Here is a 25709-nt window from a genome sequence, read left to right on the forward strand (position 1 = left end):
AAAGCAGCAGAGGCTGTGAAAAACAAAAGGACAAGACCATCATTTTAGAATCGGGGCTTGGCGGTCCGCTGACGGGCCGGTATTTTGTGGCTTAAAAAGGTCTGATTCGTGAAATTTCTCCTCGACAACTGGATGCTCATCACTGTGGCTTTGGCTTCAGGTGTGGCTTTGCTCTTTCCTGCCCTGAACAAAGGCAGTGGTCTTAGCCCGCAGGACATGGTGCAGCTGATGAACCGCGAAAAAGCCATCGTCATCGATGTGTGCGAGCCCGACGAGTTCGCCAAAGGGCATGTGATTGGCGCCAAAAACCTGCCGTTGGGCCAACTGGAAGACAAATTGGCTCAGCTCGTCAAAAGCAAAACGTCCCAGGTGGTGATGGTTTGCCAGGTGGGTGCCCGGTCGGCACGTGCGGCGGCAACCGCTCGCAAACTCGGTTTTGAAAATGTGCAGTCTCTTGCTGGGGGCCTGAAGGCCTGGCAGGCGGCCAGCATGCCCGTCGAAAAAGCTTGAACCAAGGAGTCGCCATGCAAGCCGTCAAAATATACACCACCGCTGTTTGCCCTTATTGCGTGAGAGCCAAGCAGTTGCTCAAATCCAAGGGTGTTGAGCAAATTGAAGAAGTCCGCATTGACCTAGACCCTGTCCAGCGCGATCACATGATGCAAATCACCGGGCGCCGCACCGTGCCGCAAATTTATGTGGGCGACACCCATGTGGGGGGCTGCGATGACCTGATGGCGCTCGACGCCAAAGGCGGTTTGGTGCCTTTGCTGCAAGCGGCCTGAACAATCTTGGGGTTTTCGCAGGCCGGCTTCGACCCGAAGCTTGGAGCCGATACCCGATAATCCATCTTTTTAAATCCTTTGGTGGTTCCCCCGGACTGCCTGTGTTCCTATCTGAAGAGAAATTCATGACCGATACCGCTGCCAACGCCGTCAACACTGAAAATCTGGCCCCTGTTTTCCAGATTCAGCGCGTTTACCTCAAAGAGACATCGCTCGAGCAACCCAACTCACCTGCCATTCTTATCGAGCAGCAGCAGCCCAGCGTGGACATCCAACTGGGCGTAGAAGCCACGCCCGTTGCAGAAGGTGTGTTTGAAGTGTGCGTGACCGCCACGGTGCATACCAAGATCGAGGACAAAACCGTTTTCCTGGTGGAGTGCAAGCAAGGCGGCATTTTTGAAATCCGCAACCTGCCCGAAGACCAGATGGGCCCGGTCATGGGCATTGCTTGCCCGCAAATCGTCTACCCCTACCTGCGTGCCAGTGTGGCCGACCTGATCACCCGTGCCGGCTTTCCGCCTGTGCACTTGGCTGAAATCAACTTCCAGGCCATGTACGAGCAGCAACAAGCGCAACAAGCCGCTGCAACTGCACAATAAAGCCTTGGCTTTGCTGGGCGGTTTCTGATGCACATCACGGTCATTGGGGCAGGAGCCTGGGGCACGGCCATCGCGATGGCGGCTTGCCGCCATCCCGCCTCTCACACGGTTCGCCTGCATGCCCGCGACCCGGATCAGGCCGATGCCATGGTGCAGCAACGCCAAAACAGCCGCTATTTGCCGGGTATCGAGTTGCCATCGGGTTTGATGGTCGTGAACGGTTCGCTGGGCCCTTGGGTTCAGCAGCAGGCCGGGCCCACTGATTTGTGGGTGGTGGCCACCCCGATGTCGGGTTTGCGCCTCAGCTTACAGCTGCTGCAGCATGTGAGTGCTCCGGTGGCTTGGCTGTGCAAGGGGTTCGAGTCGGGGACCGGTTTGATGCCCCATGAAGTGCAAGCCGAAACTGCCCCCGATTTGCAGGCGGGGGCCTTCAGCGGACCCAGCTTTGCCCTCGAGGTAGCCCGTAACCAACCCACCGCTTTGGTCGCCGTCAGCCAACATGCCGCTGTGCGCGAAGCCTTGGTCCAGGCCTTTCACGGCCCGGCATTGCGTGTGTACGCCAACGACGACATCGTCGGGGTGGAGGTGGGCGGGGCCGTGAAAAACGTGCTGGCCATCGCCACTGGTTTGTGTGATGGCCTGGGTTTGGGCCTGAACGCCCGTGCGGCACTCATCACACGTGGCTTGGCAGAAATGACCCGCCTGGGCTTGGCACTGGGCGCCCGCGCCGAAACTTTCATGGGACTCTCCGGACTGGGCGATCTGGTGTTGACCGCTACGGGTGACTTGAGCCGCAACCGCAAAGTCGGCCTGCTGCTGGCGCAAGGCCTCAGCCTTGAACAAGCTGTGGCCTCACTTGGACATGTGGCCGAAGGGGTCTACAGTGCGCGTACCGTCTGGCAGCGCGCCCAAAGTCTGGGTGTGGAAATGCCCATCACCGAAGCGGTGGTGGCCTTACTGGACGGGCGTTTGCAGGCCCGTGAGGCTGTTCAGGTTTTGATGGACCGAGGCCCTCGCGGCGAGTCGGTCTAAATTTCGAAGTTGTCGATCAGGCGCGTGTTTCCCAAGCGTGCCGCACCCAACACCACCAAGGCGTCCTTTGCCTGCGGCGCTTGCAGATCTTGGCGTCGGCGCACCGTCAGGTAATCCGGCTGCCAGCCACGCTGGCGCAGGCCTGCCATGGCTTGGGCCTCCAGTGCCGGCAAATGGGTGTTCAGTGCATCGGCAGCAGCCACAGCACCCCTTCCCAATTCGCGCAAAGCCAGTTGCAGTTGCACCGCCTCGGTGCGTTCGGTCTCCGACAAGTAGCCGTTGCGCGAACTCAGTGCCAGGCCATCTTCAGCGCGGCAGGTGTCCACGCCCATGACTTCAATGGGAAGTGCAAATTGGCGCACCATCTGGCGAATCACCATGAGTTGCTGGTAGTCCTTCTTGCCGAAAATGGCAACCCCCTGCGCCTTGCCCGCGAAAACACTGTTGAGCAGCTTCATGACAACGGTGGACACGCCTATGAAAAAGCTGGGACGGAACTCGCCCTCAAGGATGTCACCCAGCGCCGGGTCAGCATGGACTTTTACCGTTTGTGCTTCGGGGTAGAGGTCTGTTTCGCGCGGTGCAAACACCACGTCGCAACCTGCCGCTTCGAGCTTGGCGCAGTCGGCTTCCCAGGTGCGGGGGTAGCTGTCAAAGTCTTCATGTGGCAGAAACTGCAGGCGGTTGACGAAGATGCTGACAACGGTGCTGTCGCCCTTGGGCTTGGCCAGCTGTACCAGTTTGATGTGGCCTGCGTGCAGGTTGCCCATGGTGGGTACAAAAGCGGGGCTTTGGCGGCCAGCCAGGTGTTGGCGCAGTTCGTCGATGGAGCGGGCGATGAGCATGGTGGAGGTTGGGTGAGTCTGTTACCAAGAGTGCAATGTGTTGTCGGGGAAGCTGCCGTTTTTGACAGCACACACATAAGCCTTCATGACGTCCAGCACACTGCTTTGTCCAGTCATGAAGTTGCGAACGAACCTAGGGTTCTTGCCCAAGTTGATGCCCAGCATGTCGTGCATCACAAGTACCTGGCCGACAGTGCCATCGCCCGCCCCGATGCCGATGGTGTGGCAGCGCGGCAGGTGTTGGGTTAAGCTGGCCGCCAGGGCAGCGGGCACCATCTCCAGTACCAGCATGGTCGCGCCTGCATCCTGCAGAGCCAGAGCTTCCTTTCGCAGTTGGTCGGCAGAGTCCCCTTTGCCTTGCACCCGGTAGCCACCCAGGGCATGCACGGTTTGCGGGGTCATGCCCAAGTGGGCGCAGACCGGAATGCCACGCTCGGTTAAAAATCGAACGGTCTCGGTGGTCCAGCCACCGCCTTCGAGTTTGACCATGTGAGCGCCCGCCTGCATCAGCACGGTAGCGCTGCGCAGGGCTTGTTCTCGAGATTCCTGGTATGAGCCAAATGGCAGGTCGCCAATGATCCAGGAAGCTCCCGTCACGCGTTGCACACCCTGGGCCACGCATGCGGTGTGGTAACGCATGGCGTCCAGGCTTACGCCCACAGTACTGGGCAGGCCCTGGCAAACCATGCCAAGCGAGTCACCCACCAAAATGCATTCGACGCCAGCAGCGTCAGCCACTGCGGCAAAGGTGGCGTCGTAGGCCGTGAGCATGGTTATTTTTTCGTTGTGCGCCCGCATTTCCTGCAGGCGTGGCAGGCTAATGGGTTTGCGACCACTCACGAGTGATACAGGGGGAAGCGTGCTGTAGGTGTTGATCAAAGCATTTTCCATGGCTGGGTTCAGAGGTGAATATTTTTAATAATAATTAATTATTTTTATTATTATAGTAATTCCAAAAAATATTGAAATGTAGTTTTTAATTTGTTGTGTAGGCCAGCCGCACGTAGATGGGGGCAAAGGCCTCGGCCTGGGTGATCTCGATCAGGGTTTCCTTGGCCAACTCCAGTAAGGCGATGAAAGTCACCACCAGCACGGGTGTGCCCAAGGTGGGATCGAACAGGTTTTCGAACTCCACAAATTTTCGGCCTTGCAGGCGCTTGAGCAAAATGGTCATGTGCTCGCGTACGCTGAGTTCTTCGCGGCTGATTTTGTGGTGCTGGACCAAGTTGGCACGTTTCAGGATGTCGCGCCAGGCCGATTGGAGTTCGTCCATGTTGACATCGGGAAAGCGTGGCTGCAGGCTTTGTTCGATGTGGACCTCCGTTTGTAAAAAATCTCGGCCGTATTGTGGAATCTGGTTCAGTTGCATCGACGCGAGCTTCATTTGCTCATATTCGAGCAGTCGGCGCACCAACTCGGCGCGAGGGTCTTCGGCTTCCTGGCCCTCACTGAGCTTTTTGGGGGGCAATAACATGCGCGATTTGATTTCGATCAGCATGGCCGCCATCAGCAAATATTCAGCTGCAAGTTCCAGGTTGCGCTGCCGTATCTCATCGACATAAGTCAGGTATTGGCGAGTCACCCCCGCCATGGGGATATCAAGAATGTTGAAGTTTTGCTTGCGTATCAGGTAAAGCAACAGATCCAGCGGGCCTTCGAACGCCTCCAAAAAAACCTCCAGGGCATCCGGTGGGATGTACAGGTCGGTAGGCATTGAGAATAGGGGCTCGCCATACAGCCGCGCCACGGCCACATGGTCGACCACTTGCGGCATGGACACAGGTGTGTCGTTCAGCGGCACTGGCAGCTCGGTGGGGGGGGCAAAGGTGGTCATGGGCGGCGCTGTGGGTGCACGACACAACGGGATATCTGCCCGAAGTGTCGTTCAACGGCAATTTCAGGAGGACTGGTTCTGGTAAACGTATGGCTTTTGGGCCACGCGCGCATCCTTGAAGGCCTGCTGCTCGTCGCGGCTCAGTGACTTGTCCCACAGCAATGCACGGCCTTGGCGCTGCTCGGCCTCCAGCTCGGGGCGCTGCGCCTTGAGCTGGGCGATGAACTGGGTGGTGTCTGAGGTGTAGTCAGGGCGACGGAAAATGGACATGTTGGGCTTTCTGGGGGACAAGGTGACATGGGCTGAGGGGGCATGAAGCACACAGCTTGCATCGAATGAAGACATTTTACGGGCCCGGGCGCGTCATCAGGCTGACAGCGCGCTGAATGCCTGCCGGCAGGTCGGGCTCGAGTCGCCCTTCCAGATGGTCAAGCAAGCCTGTGCGTTTGGCGATGTCCAAGGGCTGGTGCAATAATCCGCAAATGATCAACTGCACCTCTTTTTTGCGGCAGGTATCGATCAAATTCATCAAGGCATCGGCGCCCGAAGAATCCACGTAAATCACGTTTTTCAGGTCAATCACCAAAGCCGGCGTGGCGATTTTGTCTTCGATGTCCTCAACCAGCTGGACGGCACCAAAAAACAAGGCGCCGTACAACCGCCAAGCCTGGACATGGGTTTCATGCCCTGCCAATCCAGGAAGGTCCAGACGGCTGACAGTTTCGCTCCGACTCAAACTGGAGATGCGATAGATGAAGGTCAGGCAGGCCGCAATCAGGCCGACCTCGACCGCCACGGTGAGGTCAAACACCACCGTGAGGAAAAACACCGCCAACAAAGTGATTCGGTAGGGCAGCCGGTACTGGCGCAGCAATAAAAACTCGCGCCACTCGCCCATGTTCCAGGCCACAAACATCAAAAGTGCCGCCAGCGCTGCCAGGGGCACATGCCCAGCCAGTGGGGCGGCCAGCAGCACCACGGCCAGCAGCGTCAGTGCATGCACCATGCCCGCGATGGGGCTGGTGCCTCCGCTTTTGATGTTGGTGACGGTTCGGGCAATCGTGCCAGTGGCGGGCATGCCCCCAAAAAATGGGGTCACAAAATTGGCCAAGCCTTGGGCCATCAACTCCTGGTTGGGGTTGTGACGGTCGCCAATCATGCCGTCGGCAATGCGCGCGCACAGCAGTGACTCAATCGCGCCCAACAGGGTCAAAGTCAGGGTGGGCATGAGCAAAAACCGGGCGCTGTCCCAACTGAACTCGGGCCACTGAAAACTGGGCAAGACGGCGGGGATACCGCCAAATTTGCTGCCAATGGTTTCTACCGGCAAGGACAGCCCCATGCAGGCCAGCGTCGCAAATACCAGCGCCACGATGGATCCGGGCACCAAGCTGACCCAGCGGTATGGGGTGTCGTTCAGGCGGCGACCCAGACGCATCCAGCCGACCAGCAGCGACAAGGAGCCCAGGGCCACCAGCAAGGCGGCCAAATTGGCAGAGTGCAGGTTTTGCCCCAGCGTACGCAGCATGCCGAAAAAATCTGCGGGCATGGACTCGATTTTCAGCCCCAGAAAATCCCTGATTTGCGAGAGCATGATCAAAACTGCAATGCCATTCGTGAAACCGATCACGACCGACACCGGTATGAATCGAATCAAGGTGCCCAGCCGAAACAAGCCCAGCAGAAACAGCAAAATGCCCGACATGGCGGTGGCCAATATCAGGTTGGCCAGGCCATAGCGCTCGACGATGCCGTAAACAATCACGATGAAGGCGCCTGCAGGCCCGCCAATTTGCACGCGACTCCCGCCCAAAGCCGAGATCAGGAAGCCCGCAATGATGGCCGTGAACAAGCCTGCTTCGGGTTTGAGCCCCGAGGCAATCGCAAAAGCCATCGCCAGGGGCAAGGCCACCACCCCGACGGTGATGCCGGCCCCAATGTCCTGAGCGAGGCGCTTGCGGTTGTAGCCTTGCAGGCTGTCGAGCAATCGGGGCCTGAAGAAATGGGTTGCGTGCAGCCAATTCATGGGGTTTGGGTGTTGTGCGTTCAGGCCAGGGCAGAAAAATCAGGCGGCACGCTGGCGCAAATCGTCGAGCAAGGGGCGAAGACTCAGCAGCCAAAGCAGGCCCGCCAAGGGCACCGTGGTCACATAGCCCACATAGTTGAAGCCAAGCGCTCCGAACAGTCCCCCCAGCAGGAAGCCTAGGACCAAGCCCGAATGGACCCGCAGGCGTTGGCGGTTTGCCCGGACTGAAGGCGTCTCGCTTGAACGGTTGATGTAAACCCATTTGCCCAGTTCTATGCCGATGTCGGTCACCAGGCCGGTGATGTGGGTGGTGCGGATATCTGCTTTGGAGATCTTGGTGATGACCGCGTTTTGCAGACCCATGATGAAACAAAGCAAGACCACCGTGATGGGCAGGAACACCTGTGACCAGGCCCCTATGGCTGCACCAAAAAGGCCAAACACCAGCAAGGCAAAAGATTCGAGCAAAAGCGGCAGGCTGTAGCTGCTGCGCAATTGCTGGCGCAGGCCCCAGTTGACCATGATGGCCGTGCACATGGCACCCATTAAAAAGGCGATCAGGCAAGTCACTCCGGCCAAGGCCATACCAAAATGGCCGAGCACCATGTCGTCAGCCACCGAGGAGACGATGCCCGTCATGTGCGAGGTGTAGCGGCCCACCGCCAGGAAGCCCCCGGCATTGGTGGCGCCTGCGATAAAACTCAACACCAGACCGAGGCGCAAATTGGCCTCAGGGCTTCGCTGCACATCGGTCCATCCGCGGATCAGGGGAAACATGTGCAGCGTTCTCGGTGTGTGGGTGGCTCAGTGGATCCGCATGCCCGGCTTGGCGCCGGGCCAGGGGTGCAGGACGTAAATGCCGGGCTCGGCACTTTCGTCGGCATGGCTGGCCGCCAGCACCATGCCTTCACTCACGCCAAACTTCATCTTGCGCGGGGCCAGGTTGGCCACCATCACCGTGAGTTTGCCGATCAGGTCTTCGGGTTTGTACAGGCTGGCAATGCCTGAAAAGACATTGCGTGTGCGTCCCTCGCCCACATCCAGCGTCAGGCGCAGTAGCTTGACCGAGCCTTCCACGGCTTCGCAGTGAACGATCTCGGCAATGCGCAAATCGATCTTGGCGAAATCGTCGATGGAAATGGTGGGGGCGATATCTTCACCGCCGGGAATGAGTGCCTGCGTGACGGGTTCGGGCGCTTCAAACAGGGCTTCGAGTTGCTTTGCGTCGACGCGCTGCAGCAGGTGCTGGTAGGCCTGGATGCTGTGACCCGCACCCAGCAGGCTTTGCGCCTGCGCAAAGGTGAAGGGCGACACATTCAGAAAGGCCTCGACCTGTGTGGCGAGGGCAGGCAGCACAGGCTTGAGTTGCAGGGTCAGCAGGCGAAAGGCTTCGATGCAGGCGGTGCACACATCGTGCAGCCGGGCATCCATGCCGGCTTGTTTGGCCAACTCCCAAGGCTTGTTCTGGTCCACATAGGCGTTGACCTTGTCGGCCAGCAGCATAATTTCGCGCAAAGCCTTGCCGTATTCGCGTTCTTCGTAAAAGGCTGCCACTGAGGGGGCCATGCCTTGTAATGCGGCCAGTAATGCCTGGCCATCGGCGCTCACGGCGCCCAGTTTCCCGTCAAACCGTTTGGCGATGAAACCGGCCGAGCGCGAAGCGATGTTGATGAATTTACCCACCAGATCGCTGTTCACCCGCGCCATGAAATCTTCGGCGTTGAAGTCGATGTCTTCGTTGCGGGCCGACAGTTTGGCGGCCAGGTAGTAACGCAGCCATTCGGGGTTCATGCCCAGACTCAGGTACTTGAGTGGGTCCAGGCCTGTGCCCCGACTTTTGCTCATTTTTTCGCCGTTGTTCACCGTCAGAAACCCGTGCACGTTGACTTTGTCGGGCGTCTTGCGGCCACTGAAGTGCAGCATGGCGGGCCAGAACAGGGTGTGGAAGGTCACGATGTCCTTGCCGATGAAGTGGATCTGCTCCAGATTCGGCTGGGCCATGTAGGCGGCGTAGTCTTCACCGCGTTGGTCCAGCAGGTTCTTCAGGGACGCCAGGTAACCCACCGGGGCATCGAGCCAGACATAAAAATACTTGCCCGGCGCATCCGGAATCTCGATGCCAAAGTAGGGCGCGTCTCTGGAAATATCCCAGTCGCCCAGACCTTCGCTGGTGGAGCCGTCGGGGTTGGTGCGCACGCTGAACCACTCTTTGACCTTGTTGGCCACCTCGGGCTGCAGCTTGCCGTCTTGCGTCCATTGGGTCAAAAATTCGACGCACCGAGGGTCGGACAGCTTGAAGAAAAAGTGTTCCGAGCTTTTCAGCTCGGGCTTGGCGCCCGACAAGGCCGAGAACGGGTTGATCAGGTCGGTTGGGGCGTATACGGCACCGCACACCTCGCAGTTGTCGCCGTACTGGTCTTTGGCGTGGCACTTGGGGCACTCGCCCTTGATAAAGCGGTCGGGCAGAAACATGTTCTTTTCGGGGTCGAAGAACTGCTCCACGGTGCGCACTTCAACGAGTGAGCCGCCTGCAGACATGGGAATGTCACGCAGGTCGCGGTAAATCTGGCGGGCCAGTTCGTGGTTCTCGGGCGCATCGGTGCTGTGCCAGTTGTCAAAGGCGATGTGAAAGCCGTCCAGATAGGGTTTGCGGCCAGCAGCGATGTCTGCCACGAACTGCTGGGGCGTCTTGCCCGCTTTTTCGGCGGCGATCATGATGGGCGCGCCGTGCGTGTCGTCGGCTCCCACGAAGTTGACCTGACTGCCCTGCATGCGCTGGAACCGCACCCAGATATCGGCCTGGATGTATTCCATGATGTGACCGATGTGAAAGTTGCCATTGGCGTAAGGCAAGGCGGTGGTGACAAAAAGCTGGCGCGGGGCGTTGGGGGCAGACATGGTGGGGCAACTTGTAGGGGAATCGCTGATTTTAGGGTCTACCGGTGCGCTTGTCGGTAAACTCCTGCCCAACCTCTGAAAGCAACGACAAGCACCTATGGCGACCACCGAACAACTCCTGCAAGCCCTGCAAACCGTGATCGATCCGAACACGGGCAAAGATTTCGTTTCCACCAAATGCCTCAAAAACCTGCAAGTCGCGGGCGCTGACGTGTCTTTTGACGTGGAATTGGGCTATCCCGCCAAAAGTCAGATCCCGACGCTGCGCCAATCGCTGATTGCTGCAGCCAAGGGCGTGGCCGGCGTGGCCAATGTGTCGGCCAACGTCACCAGCAAGATCACGGCCCACTCAGCCCAGCGTGGCGTGGCGCTGTTGCCGCAGGTGAAAAACATCGTGGCTGTGGCCTCGGGCAAAGGCGGTGTGGGCAAAAGCACCACTGCCGTCAATCTGGCGCTGGCGCTGGCTGCCGAGGGTGCCAAGGTCGGTTTGCTCGATGCCGACATCTACGGCCCCAGCCAGCCCATGATGATGGGCATCGAAGGTCGCCCAGAAAGCGAAGATGGCCAGACCATGGAGCCGATGGAAAACTACGGCGTGCAGGTCATGTCGATCGGCTTTCTGGTCAACCAGGACGAGGCCATGATCTGGCGCGGCCCGATGGCCACCCAGGCGCTGGAGCAGCTCTTGCGCCAAACCAACTGGAAAGAACTCGACTACTTGATCGTCGACATGCCGCCGGGCACCGGTGACATCCAGCTCACCTTGAGCCAGCGCGTGCCCATGACGGGTGCCGTGATTGTGACCACGCCGCAAGACATCGCCCTGCTGGATGCCAAAAAGGGCGTCAAGATGTTTGAAAAAGTGGGCGTGCCGATCTTGGGCCTGGTGGAAAACATGGCCGTGCATGTGTGCACCAACTGTGGTCATGTGGAGCATATTTTTGGCGCCGATGGTGGCAAGAAGATGGCAGCTGAATACGGCATGGATTACCTGGGTGCCTTGCCCTTGGACATGCAAATTCGCCTGCAGGCGGACAGCGGCAAACCCACGGTGGTGTTCGACCCCGATGGCGAAGTGGCCCAAATCTACAAGGCGGTGGCGCGTCAAGTGGCCGTCAAGATTGCGGCCAAGGCCAAGGACTTCTCGGCCAAGTTCCCTACCATCAAGGTCAGCAAGGACACCTGATCGGCCAGTCGGCAGGATTTTCCGGTCGCCATGACCGGACTGAGGCTGACATTTCAGCAACTTGGCGTCTTGAGAGGGAGGCTGTGGTGCAGCAACACGCCACCAAAAGCGCCCAAACTCATGCCGATTCTGTGGCGCAGTTTCGCAACTTCTACATCCAGGAACTGGTGACTCTGGCCGTGAAGGGTTGCCTGGAAATCTCGCATGACTACAAGTCGCTTGACAGTGCTTTACCCCTGCCTGCCACTCTGACCATCGACCTTGAGCATTTCCTGTCCAAGGTCGATGGGAGCGTCCCGAGGCGATTGTTGTCACCGATTCAATGGGAATAATCGCTCAATGCAACGATGCCATGTGTGACATCTTTGGATACACCATGGACGAGTTGATAGGGGAGCGCATCAGCCTGCTGATGCCCCCAGAAGAAGGCAGTCCACACAACAGTGAAACGAAAGTCAATCTGATGAAGTGGCGGGAAAAACTGGGCAACCAGCCAAGCGTCATGCCCGGCCAAAGGCGTGATGGCAGCGTTTTTCCTGTGCGCCTGACCGTCAGTGAAACCCATCGGGACAATGAGCATTTTTTGTGGGCGTGATGCAGGATTTCAGCGCCATCCAGAGCGCTCAAGACCTGTTGGTTGAAGCCAAGGAAAAGGCCGAGCAAGCCAATCGCATGCGCGGTGAGTTTCTGGCCAACATGAGCCATGAAATTCGCACGCCCATGAACGGCATTGTGGGCATGACCGAGTTGGCGCTTGACACTTCATCTCCTGAGCTTCAAAAGGAGTATCTGACGCTGGCGCGAGACTCGGCCAACCATTTGCTGCAAATCATCAATGAGATTCTGGATTTTTCCAAAATCGAGGCCAAGGCGCTGGAACTGGAGCTGCGCGAGGTCAGTCCGGCCCAGTTGATTCGGCACACAGTCAAGTCTCTGGAGCAGTTGGCCCGGGTCAAAGGTGTGGATCTTCAGTTGAAGATGGCAGACAACATGCCGGACTTGGTCTGGATGGACCCTGTGCGCATGCGGCAGGCCTTGACCAATCTGCTCGGCAATGCCATCAAGTTCACAGACCAAGGCTCGGTCGTTGTCAAAACCGAATTGCTGTGCGAGATGGACGACCAGACGGTGCTGCTGCGCATCAGCGTCATTGACACAGGCATCGGTTTTGATCCTGAGCGCACCGAAGCCTTGTTCAGTCCCTTCACGCAGGCAGATGGCTCTGTGACGCGCTCTTTTGGTGGCACAGGACTTGGCCTGGCCATCACGCGCAGTTTGCTGCAGTTGATGGGCGGCTACATTGCAGCTGAAGGGCAACCTGGCAAAGGCGCAAGTTTTGTTGCCACTTTGCCGGTCAAAAAAGTCATCCGGCCGAGCATGCCTGCTTCCGACCTTGTGCTCTTAGAAAAGCAAGATGGTGGTTTACCCCTTGTTGCCAAGCCAGTGGATTGTTCTGTGCTCCTGGTCGAAGACCATGAGATCAACCGCAAGTTGGCGGAAATCATGCTGCAACGCATGGGTTACCGCTATGCCACTGCCGCTGATGGGCAGCAGGCACTTGACCGTTCGGCCGAGGAGCGCTTCGATGTGGTGTTGATGGACGTGATGGATGGCATCACCGCCTTGCGCGAGTTGCGAGCCAGAGAGGCTGGCGGCGGCCGCCGAACGCCGGTGTTGATGGTCACGGCGCATGCCATGACGGGCGACAAAGAACGTTTCATCGCGGCCGGTGCGGACGGCTATGTGTCCAAACCCATGTCATTGGCTGAACTGCAAACTGAAATCAGTCGGGTGATTTCATCCACAGAGGCAGAGCACAAAAATTCATGAGCGCTGATTGGGTGATGCATTCGCTACACCACACCGATGCACTCCATAAAGCTCTGCCGAAAAAGGCTTGGTGAACCGGAGAAGCTGACTTGTCATTAGGACGTTTTTTCCAGATCCCGCAATCTAAATCGCTGAATTTTTCCGGTCGCCGTCTTGGGCAGTTCGGCCACAAAGTCGATAAAGCGCGGGTATTTGTAAGGGGCCAGGCGTTCCTTCACAAAGGCTTTGACTTCGGCCTCGGTCAGGCTTTGGCCTTGTTTGAGCACGATGAAGGCCTTGGTTTTGGTCAGCCCGTCGACGTCTTCTTTGCCGATCACGGCTGCTTCCAGAATGGCGGGGTGCTGCACCAACGTGGCTTCCACCTCAAAGGGTGAAACATAGATGCCGCTGACCTTCAGCATGTCGTCGTTGCGCCCTGCATAGGTGTAGTAACCATCGGGATCACGCGTGTACTTGTCGCCGCTCTTGGTCCAGATACCCTGAAAGGTGTCTCGGGTTTTGTCGCGGTTGTTCCAATACATGAGCGCGCTGCTCGGGCCCTGGATGTAGAGGTCTCCGATCTCGTTGTCGCCGGTGACCACACTGCCGTCTTCGTTGCGCAGTTGGACCTCGTAACCGGGCACAGCCTTGCCGGTGGTGCCGTAGCGCACATCGCCGGGTCGGTTGGATAAAAAGACGTGCAGCATCTCGGTCGAGCCGATGCCGTCGATGATCTCGCAGCCAAAATGGGCCGACCAGCGCTCGGCAATGTCACGCGGCAAAGCCTCACCAGCAGACGAGCAAAGTCGCAAGGCCACAGCACTTTTTGGGGGCAAATCCGGGCTCGCAAGCATGCCGCCGTAGCCGGTAGGCGCACCATAAAACACGGTGGGCTGGTGGTCCACCAGGCGCTTGAAAGTGGCTTGTGGGGTGGGGCGTTCGGCCATCAGCACCACCGTGGCACCCACGCTCAAGGGGAAGGTGAGGGCGTTGCCCAAGCCGTAAGCAAAGAACAGCTTGGCGGCCGAAAAGACGGTGTCACTCTCGCGCAAATCCAGCACGCCTTTGCCATACAACTCGGCCGTCCAGTACAGGTTGCCTTGGCTGTGCACGGTGCCCTTGGGCTTGCCTGTTGAGCCGGATGAGTAAAGCCAGAAAGCGGGTTCGTCAGCCAGCGTGATGGCCGGCAGCGCAGGGTTGTTTTGCGCCACCAAGTCGGCCATGTTGAGCTGGCCTGGCGTCAAGGCTGCGGCGGGGCGGGACACCAGCAGATGGCGCACTTCGGTTTTGCCGATATCCAGCGCACTTTGCAGCGTTGGCAGCAGGCTGCCCGACACCAGTGCGGCTTGCGCCCGGCTGTTGCTCAGCATGAAGGCATAGTCTTCAGCAGTCAGCAGGGTGTTCACCGCCACAGGCACCACACCGGCATAAAGTGAGCCCAAAAAGGCCACCACCCAGTCGCTGCTGTCTTGCATGAGCAGCAGCACGCGTTCTTCGCGCTTGAGCCCCATGGCCTGCAGGCCGCCGGCAAAACGGCGTATCTGCTCGGTCAACTCGCCGTAGGTGGTGGTGCCCATGTCGTTAATCAGCGCGGTTTTGCCGGCGCGATGGGCGTTGGTGGCGATCAGGTGCTGGGAAAAATTGAAGTCGGCTGGGGGTGGGGTCACAGGGCGCATGTTTTGTCTCCTTGGGGTCTTTGTATTTGCCGTATCGAAAGTGTTGTTCAAAAGGTGGGCTCAGGCAATCCGGGGCTTTCCTCTGGGGGTCACAGAAGCAAGGTGATGCCCTGCGCTGGGCGTTCGGTTCTTTGTCAACAGGGGGCCTGGTTCTGGGTGAATATGCAAGGTAATGCCATAAAAAACTGTTCCAGGTGTCCAGTTGGCGGTATAAACAGGGGTTGATGCACTATTGTGCGTGCCTGGCAGTATGCACTAAAGTGCATGTTTCGGGTTGGTTGAAATAAAAGGGTTTTCCCTAGTAATGATCAAAGGTCGAGCATGACATCCCCTGAACCCACACGGATGGAAACGTCTGAACCAGAAGCAAAGCGCAGTCCTTTTCTGGAAGCCCTGGGTGAGTGTGTGCGCACCCTCCGCTCCCGCAAAGGCATGACACGCCGTGCTGTGGCCGTTGCTGCCGATGTGTCAGAGCGTCACCTGGCGAATCTGGAATACGGCACCGGCAACGTGTCGGTGCTGGTCTTGCTGCAAGTCGCCAATGCGCTGCAGTGCTCACTGGCCGAGTTGTTGGGTGACGTGACCACCACTTCGCCCGAGTGGCTGTTGATTCGCGAATTGCTGTCCAAGCGCAGTGAAGCTGATTTGCGCCGCGCAAGGGTGCAACTGAGTGACATGTTTGGCGAAGGTGGCAACGCACAAGAGCGCAAGAACCGCATTGCCTTGATTGGCTTGCGTGGTGCGGGCAAAACCTCACTGGGCCAGCGCCTGGCGGACGATCTGGGTTTTCCCTTCATCGAGTTGAGTCGCGAAATCGAGAAATTTGCCGGTTGCCAGATCAGCGAAATCCACAACCTCTATGGGGCCAACGCCTACCGCCGTTACGAACGCCGCGCCCTCGAGGAAGCCATCCAGATTTACCCCGAAGTCGTGGTCGCCACGCCTGGCGGTCTGGTGTCCGAGTCGGCCAACTTCAACGTGTTGCTCTCGCATTGCACCACTGTGTGGCTGCAGGCCGATGCGGCCGATCACATGGGCCGTGTCGCTGCACAAGGCGACATGCGCCCCATGGCCGCAAGCCGAGAAGCCATGGAAGACCTCAAGCGCATTCTGGAAGGGCGCGCGGCCTTTTATTCAAAAGCCGATCTGGCCATCAACACCAGTGGACGCAGCGAAGACGAAGCTTTCAAGGCTTTGCGTACTTCCGTTCGCCAGCACTTGCAAATGGCTGGTTAGGGCCTGGTGGGTTTTTTTTGAGGATTAGGGAAAACACTTAGTAAATGCATTAAAGTGCATATTTATGACGAATAAGACATGCACTAAACTTCAATGCAGCATGCACTGAAATGCATTTTTGACTGAAATCAAATTCCCCTTACCGACGGAGACAGCCATGACAACTTCCCTTCAGGTCAACTACCAGACCACGCCCGCAGAATACAAACACATCAGCCTGGCCTTTGATGGCGAGATCGCCACCCTGTCGATCAACATCAACGAAGACGCCGGCATCCGCCCAGGTTACAAACTCAAGCTCAACAGCTATGACCTGGGTGTGGACATTGAATTGCACGACGCCCTGCAGCGCATCCGCTTTGAGCACCCTGAGGTTCGCTCGGTGGTGGTGACCAGTTTGAAGGACCGCGTGTTCTGCTCGGGGGCCAACATCTTCATGCTGGGGGTCTCGACCCACGGCTGGAAAGTCAACTTCTGCAAGTTCACCAACGAAACCCGCAACGGCATCGAAGACTCCAGCAAGCACGATGGCCTCAAATTCGTCGCCGCCTTGAACGGCGCTTGCGCTGGCGGTGGCTATGAGTTGGCCCTGGCTTGCGATGAAATCGTGCTGGTGGACGACCGCTCGTCAGCGGTGTCTTTGCCTGAAGTGCCTTTGCTGGGGGTGTTGCCCGGCACCGGTGGCCTGACCCGCGTGACCGACAAACGCCATGTGCGCCACGACTTGGCCGACATTTTCTGCACCAGCGTGGAAGGTGTGCGCGGTCAAAAAGCCGTGGACTGGCGCCTGGTGGATGCCATCGCCAAGCCAGCCGTGTTCAAGGAAGCCGTTCAAGCCCGCGCCACGAAATTGGCCGCTGGCAGCAACCGCCCTGTCGGTGTCAAGGGTGTGATACTGACCCCATTGAACCGCACCTTTACTGCCGACGCCCTGACTTACACCAACGTCACTGTTGAAATCGACCGTGCCAAGCGCATCGCCACCTTCACCGTCAAGGCCCCGGCCACCGCCCAGCCCACCGACATCGCCGGCATTAAAGCCGCAGGCATGAACTGGTGGCCACTGCAAATGGTGCGTGAACTGGACGACGCCATCCTGCACATGCGAACCAACGAACTCGACATTGGCACCTGGGTCATCAAGACCGCAGGTGACGCCGCCGCCGTGCTGGCCTCGGACGCCACCATGCTGGCCCACAAGGACCACTGGTTTGTGCGTGAAACCATTGGGCACCTGCGCCGCACCCTGGCCCGCATGGACGTGACCTCACGCAGCCTGTTCGCCTTGGTCGAAGAGGGGACATGTTTTGTCGGCACACTCGCCGAATTGGCTTTTTGCGCCGACCGTGCCTACATGCTGGCTCTGCCTGATGACCTGGCCAAAGCCCCCAAGATCCAGTTGAATGAAATGAACTTTGGTTTCTTCCCCATGGTCAATGACCAGACCCGCCTACAGCGCCGCTTTTATGAAGAAGTGCCCGCCATGGAGGCTGCTCGCGGTGCCATTGGCAAAGCACTGGACGCTGACGCTGCTTTGGCCTTGGGCTTGGTGACTGCGGCGCCAGATGATATTGACTGGACAGATGAAATACGAATGGCTCTGGAAGAGCGCACCTCTATGTCGCCTGATGCATTGACCGGCCTTGAGGCCAACTTGCGATTTGCACAAAAGGAAAACATGGCCACGCGTATTTTTGGCCGCTTGACTGCCTGGCAGAACTGGATCTTCCAGCGCCCCAACGCCGTCGGCGAAAAAGGCGCTCTGAAGGTCTACGGCAAAGGCGAAAAAGTCCAGTTCGACATGAACCGGGTTTGATTTTTAACGTTGTGTAGCGTGGTTCCCGGTGGTCCGCGCTGCAACCGAAATTTGACCCCACCGTTGCTTTAATTTCTGGAGACTCTCATGTCCGGTATCAACTACAGCGAAAAAATCCCCAACAACGTCAACTTGAGCGAAGACCGCACCCTGCAACGTGCGCTCGAGCAGTGGCAGCCCAACTTCATCAACTGGTGGGACGACATGGGCCCCGAAGGCTCCACCGATATGGATGTCTACTTGCGTACCGCTGTGAGCGTGGACCCGCAAGGCTGGGCACAGTTTGGCCACGTGAAGATGCGCGACTACCGCTGGGGCGTGTTCATGAACCCTGGTGAGCAAGACCGCAAGATCCACTTTGGCGACAACATCGGCGAAAAAGTCTGGCAAGACGTGCCTGGCGAGCACCGCGCCAACCTGCGCCGCATCATCGTGACCCAAGGCGACACCGAGCCAGCATCCGTTGAGCAGCAGCGCCACCTGGGCCTGACGGCCCCTAGCATGTACGACCTGCGCAACCTGTTCCAGATCAACGTTGAAGAAGGCCGCCACCTGTGGGCCATGGTGTACCTGCTGCACAAATACTTCGGCAAAGATGGGCGTGAAGAAGCCGATGCTTTGCTGCAGCGCAACAGCGGTAACGAAGACAATCCGCGCATCTTGCAGGCCTTCAACGAGAAGACCCCTGACTGGCTGTCGTTCTTCATGTTCACGTACTTCACCGACCGTGATGGCAAGTTCCAACTGTGCGCTCTGGCCGAATCCGCCTTCGACCCGCTGGCCCGCACCACCAAGTTCATGCTGACCGAAGAAGCGCACCACATGTTTGTGGGTGAGTCCGGCGTGAGCCGCACCATCCAGCGCACCGTGGATGTGATGAACCAGCTCAAGACCGACGACGTGGGCAAGTTGCGTGCAGCTGGCGTGATCGATTTGCCCACCATCCAGCGCTACATCAACTTCCACTTCTCGGTGACCATCGACTTGTTCGGTGCCGACGAGTCATCCAACGCCGCCACTTTCTACAGCTCCGGCCTGAAAGGCCGCTACGAAGAAGGCAAGCGCGGTGATGACCACGTGCTCAAGGGCAACAGCTACAAGATCCTGTCGGTCGTAGAAGGCAAGCTGGTCGAAAAAGAAGTGCCGATGCTCAACGCTTTGAACGAAGTGCTGCGCGACGACTACATCACCGACTCCAAAGGCGGCATCGACCGTTGGAACCGTGTGATCACCAAAGCCGGCATTCCTTTCACACTGACCGCGCCCCACAAAGCGTTCCACCGCAACATTGGTGCCCTGTCCGGCAGCAAGATCACGCCCGATGGCCGTGTCGTGACCGATGCCGAGTGGATGTCCAAGGTGGGCGAGTGGCTGCCCACCAACGAAGACCGCGCTTATGTGGCCAGCCTGATGGGCCGTGTCGTCGAGCCAGGCAAATTTGCCAACTGGATTGCGCCACCCGTCATGGGCATCAACCGTCAGCCAGTGGACTTCGATTACGTTCGTTTTAACTGATGCGTTGAACGTTTGATCGACTGCTGCTTCCTTGTTGGGGGCAGCAGTTGACAGAGGAAGGGGCGGGTTCCTCATGCGGTTACCGGAAAATCGTCACCCGCCCCTTCCTCTGTCAACTGCATGGTTCAAGGCGGTCCAAAGCGCCTGTAGACTGTGCCCCTCAAAGCCGTCACAGAGCGACGCAATGGGTGAGTGCCGGGCGCCGATTTTCCGGTGCCCCGTATGTGGTGCACGGCACTCACCCATTGCGTTGCGGAACGCGCAGACCACTCGTTCTGGCAAGCCAATTCGAGCGCAGACAAAAAGCACAAAACCGAAAGCCTGAGGAGATCTTCCATGACCACAGCATCGACCCTGATCAAACAGCACGTCATCGACCCGGAAATCTGTATCCGCTGCAACACCTGCGAAGCGATTTGCCCGGTGGGGGCAATTACCCATGACTCGCTCAATTACGTGGTCAAGGCGGACATCTGCAACCTGTGCATGGACTGCATCTCACCATGCCCCACAGGCTCGATTGACAACTGGCGCATGATGCCCAAGGCCAAGGCCTACAGCATCGAAGAACAACTCAAGTGGGATGAATTGCCTGCCGAACTCAGCCCAGATGAATTGGGCGATGCAGGGGGTGCTGAAGCTGATGCCCTTCAAGAAGCGCAAAGTGCCGTTCAAGCGGTTGCCGCATCGTCTGCATCGGCCGTGAGCACAGCCATCACCTCGGGCTTCAACTCAGCGGCTTTTGGTGCCATCACCCCGCCTTGGTCTGCTGCACACGCATACACCAACTTGTATGGCCCCAAGGCTGCAGAAAAAACCATCACCGCCACGGTCACCGGCAACGTGCGAGTGACCGAAGTGGGTAAAACAGCAGGGAACGACTACGACACACACCACATCGTGCTCGACTTCGGCAGCATGCCCTTTCCGGTGCTTGAAGGCCAGTCGATCGGCATCATCCCGCCAGGTTCGGATGCCAAAGGCAAGCCGCACCATGCTCGCCAGTACTCGATCGCCAGCCCCCGCAACGGCGAGCGCCCCGGCTACAACAACCTGTCGCTGACCATCAAGCGGGTGCTGGAAGACCACAGCGGCCAGCCCGTGCGTGGCGTGGGTTCCAACTACATGTGCGACTTGCAGGTGGGTGACAAGGTTCAGGTGATCGGTCCGTTTGGAGCCAGCTTCCTGATGCCCAACCATCCCAAGAGCAACATCGTCATGATCTGTACCGGCACGGGCAGTGCGCCCATGCGTGCCATGACCGAGTGGCGTCGTCGGCTGCGGGCCAGTGGCAAGTTTGAAGGCGGCAAACTGATGTTGTTCTTCGGCGCCCGCACACCGCAAGAGTTGCCTTACTTCGGACCACTCAACAACTTGCCGAAAGACTTCATTGACATCGAGTTTGCCTTTTCGCGCGAGACGGGAAAATCCAAACGCTACGTGCAAGACGCCATGCGTGACCGATCTGCCGACCTGGCGGCGCAACTCATAGATGGCAACACAAGCTTTTACGTGTGCGGCCTCAAAAGCATGGAAGAGGGTGTGGTGATGGCCTTGCGTGACATCGCACAGAATGCTGGACTCGATTGGGATACCGTGGGTGCTGCGCTCAAAAAAGAAGGTCGGCTGCACCTTGAGACCTATTGAGCTTGGCGCATATTTTTGCAGGAGCGGCCTCTGGCCGCGAACTGTAGCGATGTGCGAGTTTTGATGTGGATCCGGGCCTGAGGCCATTCCAACTATCATCCGGACAACAGACCCGAGGCGCTTTTTCATGCAGGCCATCACGCCATCCCCAACCCACATTGCGCTGAGCCAGGTTCGTGAACAGTTGCGACTGCCTCGTGCCCAGCTCAAAGGGCGTCAGCCTTCTGAGGCAGCCTTGGCCGAGGTGCGTGCCCTCATCGGTGCCGCGCCTGGCAACGGCCACCGCCGCGATCTGCTGATCGAGCACTTGCATGTGCTCAATGATCATTTTCAGGGGCTGTTTGAGCGCCACATCGTGGCCTTAGCTGCCGAGATGCGCCTGCCCGTGGTCGAGGTGTTCGAGGTCGCTTCTTTCTACCACCACTTTGAATTGCTCAAGGACCACGACACGGCACCGGGTGTGACATTGCGTGTGTGCGACAGCCTCAGTTGCAGCCTGGCCGGCGCCCAAAGCTTGCTGGACAAACTGCCGGCCCTGCTGGGACCGGATGTCAAGCTTCAGTCCGTGCCTTGCCTGGGCCGTTGCGAGCAAGCACCTGCGGCGCAAGTCGGCCAGCAAGCCGTTGCTTTTGCCACCCCCGAGAAATTGACCTCGCTGCTGGCCCGGCAACAAACACAGCCCCTGCCTTTGCCTTATGCGCTGCGTTATGACGCCTACAAAAAAGCGGGGGGCTATCAACTCGCCCTGCAAGTGGCGACGGGACTGAAAGACCATGAGTCGGTGATCGAGTGCCTGGCCTCTGCTGGCTTGCGCGGTCTGGGTGGCGCAGGTTTCCCGGCGGGCCGCAAGTGGCGCATCGTGCGCGACCAGCCCGGGCCTCGCCTGATGGCGGTCAACATCGACGAAGGCGAGCCCGGCACCTTCAAAGACCGAACTTGCCTGGAAGCCGACCCGCACCGTTTTCTGGAAGGTGTGCTGATCGCCGCCAGCGTGGTGGGCTGCGATGCGGTCTACATATACCTGCGCGACGAGTACCACGAAGCCAGGATCATGCTGACCGAAGAACTGGCCGCGTTGAAATTGAACCCGCCTTGTGCCTTGCCGCGCATCGAGTTGCGTCGCGGCGCTGGCGCCTATATTTGCGGCGAAGAATCCGCCATGATCGAAAGCATCGAAGGCAAGCGTGGCGAGCCACGCCTGCGGCCCCCTTACATCGCTGAAGTCGGCCTTTTTGGTCGCCCCACCCTGGAGCACAACTTCGAGACGCTTTACTGGGTTCGTGAATTGGTAGAGCAGGGCGCTGAAAGTTTTGCCGCGCAGGGCCGGCATGGGCGCAAGGGCCTGCGCCGCTTCAGCGTGAGTGGGCGTGTCAAGCTGCCGGGCGTCAAGCTCGCCCCGGCGGGCATCACGCTGCGCGAACTGGTCGATGAATACTGCGGCGGCATGGCCGATGGTCACACCCTTTATGCCTACCTGCCTGGCGGTGCCAGTGGTGGCATCTTGCCCGCCCGCTTGGCCGATGTGCCGCTCGACTTTGACACGCTCCAGCCTCATGGCTGCTTCATTGGCTCGGCCGCTGTGATGGTGCTCGGCCAGCACGACAGCGCCCGTGCGGCGGCCTTGAATGTGATGAAGTTCTTTGCCCACGAAAGTTGTGGGCAGTGCACGCCTTGCCGCGTGGGCACCGACAAAGCGGCGCAACTCATGGCCGTGGATGTGTGGGACGCTGGCACCTTGCAAGACCTGGCACAGGTGATGGGCGATGCGTCCATTTGTGGCCTTGGCCAGGCGGCCCCCAACCCGATCCGGTGCGTGCTCGATTATTTCCCGCACGAAGTGGGGGCCACGGCATGAGCACCATTGAATTCACCCTCAACGGCCAAAGCGTCCAGGCACCTGCTGGCCAAAGCATCTTCAACATCGCCAAGGATCTGGGCATCGCCATCCCGCACCTGTGCCACCAGGAAGGCCTGGTGCCCGACGGCAACTGCCGCGCCTGTGTGGTCGAGATCGACGGCGAGCGCACATTGGCGCCCAGTTGCTGCCGCAGCCCCAGCCAAGGCATGCAGGTGCAAACCGCCAGCCCACGTGCCCTCAAAAGCCAGAAGATGGTGCTGGAAATGCTGCTGGCCGATTTGCCCGAGCAAGGCTACAAATGGCTTGATGACCGCGCGCAAGCGCCGCATGGCGAGTTGAGCCAGTGGGCCGATCACCATGGCGTTGAGGTGCGCCCGGCCTTGGCCAGTTTGCGCCGCCAGGCTGTGCCCGCAGATTTGTCTCACCCGGCCATGGCCGTCAACCTGGATGCCTGTATCCAGTGCAACCGCTGCCAACGCGCTTGCCGAGACCTGCAGGTCAATGACGTGATCGGTCTTGCTTTTCGGGGTGCCCACACGCAAGTGGTGTTCGACCTGGCCGACCCGATGGGCGGCAGCAGTTGTGTGGGCTGCGGCGAATGCGTGCAGGCCTGTCCCACCGGGGCGCTCATGCCCAAGAGCCACATCGGCCCGCAAAAGGTGGACCGTGAGGTCGACTCCGTCTGCCCGTTTTGCGGCGTGGGTTGCCTGGTCACTTACCAGGTCAAGGATGAAAAAATCATCAGCGTCAAAGGCCGCGAAGGCCCAGCCAATGAGGGGCGCTTGTGCGTCAAGGGGCGTTTCGGCATGGACTACATCCACAGCCCCGACCGCATCACGAAGCCGCTGATCCGCAAAGCGGGCGTTGCCAAAGATCTCAGTTTGATCGATGGACACGCTGACTGGCGTGAGGTGTTCCGGGAAGCCACTTGGGACGAAGCCCTGGCGCTGGCAACCCAGCCGCTGAATGCGCTGCGTGAACAACACGGGCCCAAGTCACTCGCCGGTTTTGGCTCGGCCAAGGGCAGCAACGAAGAGGCTTATCTGTTTCAGAAACTGGTGCGAACCGGCTTTGGCAGCAACAACGTGGACCACTGCACCCGCCTGTGCCATGCATCGAGCGTGGCGGCTTTGCTGGAAGGCGTGGGCTCGGGCGCGGTCAGCAACCCGGTGCGCGATGTCGAGCACTCGGACCTCATCCTTGTCATTGGATCCAATCCCACGTCCAATCACCCGGTGGCCGCCACCTGGATGAAGAATGCAGCCCAACGTGGCACCCGCATCGTCCTGGCCGACCCGCGCATCACCGACCTTGGCCGTCATGCCTGGCGCACGCTGCCCTTCAAGGCCGACACCGATGTGGCCCTGCTCAATGCGATGTTGAACGTCATCGTCGAAGAAAACTTGTGCGACGAAAAGTTCTTGAGCGAACGCGCTGACAACGTGGCCGAACTCAAGGCCCATGTGCGTGACTACACGCCGGAAGCCATGAGCGCTGTCTGCGGCATCCCCGCCGAGACCATCCGCGAAGTGGCGCGCGCTTATGCCAAGGCCAAGGCCGCCATGATTTTGTGGGGCATGGGCATCAGCCAGCATGTGCACGGCACCGACAACGTGCGTTGCCTGATCGCGCTGGCCAGCATCACCGGCCAGATCGGGCGCCCCGGAACCGGTCTGCACCCCTTGCGTGGCCAGAACAATGTGCAAGGCGCGAGCGACGCTGGCCTGATCCCGATGATGTACCCCAATTACCAGCGGGTGAGCGACAAAACGGCGCACGACTGGTTCGAGAAATATTGGGAGACGACACTCGACGACCAGCCTGGCTACACCGTGGTCGAAATCATGCACAAGGCGCTGGCCCCTGACAGCGACCCGCACAAGGTGCGCGGGATGTACATCATGGGTGAGAACCCGGCCATGAGCGACCCCGATCTGAACCATGCCCGCCACGCGCTGGCCAGCCTTGCACACCTGGTCGTGCAAGACATCTTCTTGACCGAAACGGCCTGGCTGGCCGATGTGGTGCTGCCTGCCAGCGCCTGGCCCGAGAAAACCGGCACCGTCAGCAACACCGACCGCACGGTGCAGATGGGGCGACAGGCCCTGCTGCCGCCGGGCGATGCCAAGCCTGATTTGTGGATCATTCAACAGATCGCACAGCGCATGGGCCTGAACTGGGCGTATGCGGGGGCGCACGAAGGCGTGGCCGCTGTGTACGAAGAAATGCGCCAAGCCATGGCCCCTGCCATTGGGGGCATCGACTGGGCGCGCCTGAACGAAGGCTCGGTCACCTACCCATGTGTCAGTGCCGAAGACCCGGGCCAAGCCATCGTGTTCCACGACCACTTTCCCACGAAAGACGGCCGCGTCTGGCTGGTGCCCGTGAACCTGATTGCGACCAACGAGCAACCCGATGCCGAGTACCCCATGGTGCTCATCACCGGGCGGCAACTGGAGCACTGGCACACCGGCAGCATGACACGCCGAGCCAGTGTGCTCGATGCGTTGGAGCCTGCTGCCACGGCTTCGATGTGTGCTGCAGACATGTCGCGCTTGAATCTAAAACCTGGGCAACGCATCCGACTGTCTTCGCGCCGAGGTGCGCTGGAGCTCTCGCTGCGTCAGGACGAAGGCACGCCCGCGGGCACCGTGTTTATGCCGTTTGCTTATGTCGAGGCAGCGGCGAACGAGTTGACCAACGCCGCGCTCGACCCTTTTGGCAAGATCCCTGAATTCAAGTTCTGTCCAGTCCGGGTAGAGGCTGCCTTGGTTGAGCCACTGACTGTTTGATGCTTGCCCAATGAGCTTTCAGTGACTTGAAATCCGTGCATTCACCACACCAGTCCTGACATGAATGGGGGCCACGGCTCTTCCCATAGCGGGTCGTGTCATCCGGCGGTGATTGGGATTGCTGGAGCGCGACGTGGCAAGGTGCGTTATTCTTC

At 59.0% G+C, this 25709-nt stretch carries 21 protein-coding genes and 1 pseudogene; 14 read left to right on the plus strand and 8 right to left on the minus strand.

What is annotated here, in order from left to right; genetic code table 11:
* The first annotated feature begins 108 nt into the window (after positions 1-108).
* The 4 genes from B9Z45_RS08665 to B9Z45_RS08680 all read left to right on the plus strand — a co-directional run bounded on the left by B9Z45_RS08665 (position 109) and on the right by B9Z45_RS08680 (position 2416).
* Entirely contained in the window at positions 109-510 is a 402-nt protein-coding gene (locus B9Z45_RS08665) for a rhodanese-like domain-containing protein (RefSeq protein ID WP_108406827.1), read from the plus strand.
* A gap of 14 nt (positions 511-524) precedes the next feature.
* Positions 525-785, plus strand: a complete 261-nt coding sequence (gene grxC, locus B9Z45_RS08670; RefSeq protein ID WP_108406828.1) for a glutaredoxin 3 — start codon at positions 525-527, stop codon at positions 783-785.
* Between the two features lie 125 nt (positions 786-910).
* On the plus strand, positions 911-1384 hold the full coding sequence (secB, locus tag B9Z45_RS08675; protein ID WP_108406829.1) for a protein-export chaperone SecB: 474 nt from the start codon (positions 911-913) through the stop codon (positions 1382-1384).
* A gap of 27 nt (positions 1385-1411) precedes the next feature.
* The gene (locus B9Z45_RS08680) at positions 1412-2416 is read left to right on the plus strand and encodes an NAD(P)H-dependent glycerol-3-phosphate dehydrogenase (RefSeq protein ID WP_108406830.1); all 1005 of its coding nucleotides are present in this window, start codon (positions 1412-1414) and stop codon (positions 2414-2416) included.
* On the opposite strand, the gene panC is transcribed toward B9Z45_RS08680, so the two are convergent.
* The 7 genes from panC to metG form a co-directional block, all read right to left on the minus strand.
* A complete protein-coding gene (gene panC / locus B9Z45_RS08685) occupies positions 2413-3261 on the minus strand; it encodes a pantoate--beta-alanine ligase (protein WP_108406831.1) in 849 nt (282 codons plus the stop codon). The two genes, B9Z45_RS08680 and panC, sit on opposite strands and share 4 nt — an antisense overlap.
* Before the next feature lie 21 nt (positions 3262-3282).
* A complete protein-coding gene (panB, locus tag B9Z45_RS08690) occupies positions 3283-4152 on the minus strand; it encodes a 3-methyl-2-oxobutanoate hydroxymethyltransferase (RefSeq protein ID WP_108406832.1) in 870 nt (289 codons plus the stop codon).
* 85 nt (positions 4153-4237) lie between these two features.
* Complete coding sequence (locus B9Z45_RS08695) at positions 4238-5095, minus strand: ScpA family protein (protein WP_108406833.1); 858 nt, start codon at positions 5093-5095, stop codon at positions 4238-4240.
* 63 nt (positions 5096-5158) lie between these two features.
* Entirely contained in the window at positions 5159-5365 is a 207-nt protein-coding gene (locus tag B9Z45_RS08700; protein ID WP_108406875.1) for a DUF3460 family protein, read from the minus strand.
* A gap of 76 nt (positions 5366-5441) precedes the next feature.
* Positions 5442-7121: a SulP family inorganic anion transporter gene (locus B9Z45_RS08705; protein WP_108406834.1), complete on the minus strand. Its 1680-nt coding sequence runs from the start codon at positions 7119-7121 to the stop codon at positions 5442-5444.
* Between the two features lie 39 nt (positions 7122-7160).
* Entirely contained in the window at positions 7161-7898 is a 738-nt protein-coding gene (locus B9Z45_RS08710; protein ID WP_108406835.1) for a YoaK family protein, read from the minus strand.
* A gap of 27 nt (positions 7899-7925) precedes the next feature.
* The gene (gene metG / locus B9Z45_RS08715) at positions 7926-10019 is read right to left on the minus strand and encodes a methionine--tRNA ligase (protein ID WP_108406836.1); all 2094 of its coding nucleotides are present in this window, start codon (positions 10017-10019) and stop codon (positions 7926-7928) included.
* A 94-nt stretch (positions 10020-10113) separates the two neighbouring features.
* Between metG and apbC the strand changes: the two are divergent.
* From apbC to B9Z45_RS08735, 4 genes and pseudogenes are all read left to right on the plus strand, one after another.
* Positions 10114-11205 (plus strand): annotated as a pseudogene (apbC, locus tag B9Z45_RS08720) (iron-sulfur cluster carrier protein ApbC); the annotation flags it as partial.
* A gap of 86 nt (positions 11206-11291) precedes the next feature.
* Positions 11292-11537 (plus strand): hypothetical protein, encoded by a 246-nt coding sequence (locus B9Z45_RS08725; protein WP_146180902.1) that lies wholly within the window; start codon positions 11292-11294, stop codon positions 11535-11537.
* A gap of 20 nt (positions 11538-11557) precedes the next feature.
* Entirely contained in the window at positions 11558-11800 is a 243-nt protein-coding gene (locus B9Z45_RS08730) for a PAS domain S-box protein (RefSeq protein ID WP_233252138.1), read from the plus strand.
* Complete coding sequence (locus tag B9Z45_RS08735; RefSeq protein ID WP_108406840.1) at positions 11800-13035, plus strand: ATP-binding protein; 1236 nt, start codon at positions 11800-11802, stop codon at positions 13033-13035. Before B9Z45_RS08730 ends, B9Z45_RS08735 begins: the two co-directional genes overlap by 1 nt.
* Positions 13036-13130: 95 nt before the next feature.
* Here the strand turns inward: B9Z45_RS08735 and B9Z45_RS08740 are convergent, their stop codons facing one another.
* Positions 13131-14690, minus strand: coding sequence for a benzoate-CoA ligase family protein (locus B9Z45_RS08740; RefSeq protein ID WP_108406841.1), 1560 nt, complete (start codon positions 14688-14690; stop codon positions 13131-13133).
* A gap of 321 nt (positions 14691-15011) precedes the next feature.
* Between B9Z45_RS08740 and B9Z45_RS08745 the strand changes: the two genes are divergently transcribed.
* The 6 genes from B9Z45_RS08745 (at position 15012) to fdhF (ending at position 25554) form a co-directional block, all read left to right on the plus strand.
* Entirely contained in the window at positions 15012-15926 is a 915-nt protein-coding gene (locus tag B9Z45_RS08745; RefSeq protein ID WP_108406842.1) for a helix-turn-helix transcriptional regulator, read from the plus strand.
* A gap of 157 nt (positions 15927-16083) precedes the next feature.
* A complete protein-coding gene (gene boxC, locus B9Z45_RS08750) occupies positions 16084-17742 on the plus strand; it encodes a 2,3-epoxybenzoyl-CoA dihydrolase (RefSeq protein ID WP_108406843.1) in 1659 nt (552 codons plus the stop codon).
* A gap of 87 nt (positions 17743-17829) precedes the next feature.
* Positions 17830-19257, plus strand: coding sequence for a benzoyl-CoA 2,3-epoxidase subunit BoxB (boxB, locus tag B9Z45_RS08755; protein ID WP_108406844.1), 1428 nt, complete (start codon positions 17830-17832; stop codon positions 19255-19257).
* Positions 19258-19593: 336 nt separating this feature from the next.
* A complete protein-coding gene (boxA, locus tag B9Z45_RS08760; protein ID WP_108406876.1) occupies positions 19594-20904 on the plus strand; it encodes a benzoyl-CoA 2,3-epoxidase subunit BoxA in 1311 nt (436 codons plus the stop codon).
* Positions 20905-21031: 127 nt separating this feature from the next.
* A complete protein-coding gene (locus B9Z45_RS08765) occupies positions 21032-22759 on the plus strand; it encodes an NADH-ubiquinone oxidoreductase-F iron-sulfur binding region domain-containing protein (protein WP_108406845.1) in 1728 nt (575 codons plus the stop codon).
* Positions 22756-25554: a formate dehydrogenase subunit alpha gene (fdhF, locus tag B9Z45_RS08770; RefSeq protein WP_108406846.1), complete on the plus strand. Its 2799-nt coding sequence runs from the start codon at positions 22756-22758 to the stop codon at positions 25552-25554. The genes B9Z45_RS08765 and fdhF overlap by 4 nt, the downstream gene beginning before the upstream one ends.
* The last annotated feature ends 155 nt before the right edge of the window (positions 25555-25709 follow it).

The sequence above is a fragment of the Limnohabitans sp. 2KL-17 genome (assembly GCF_003063415.1).
Taxonomy (GTDB): domain Bacteria; phylum Pseudomonadota; class Gammaproteobacteria; order Burkholderiales; family Burkholderiaceae_C; genus Limnohabitans_A.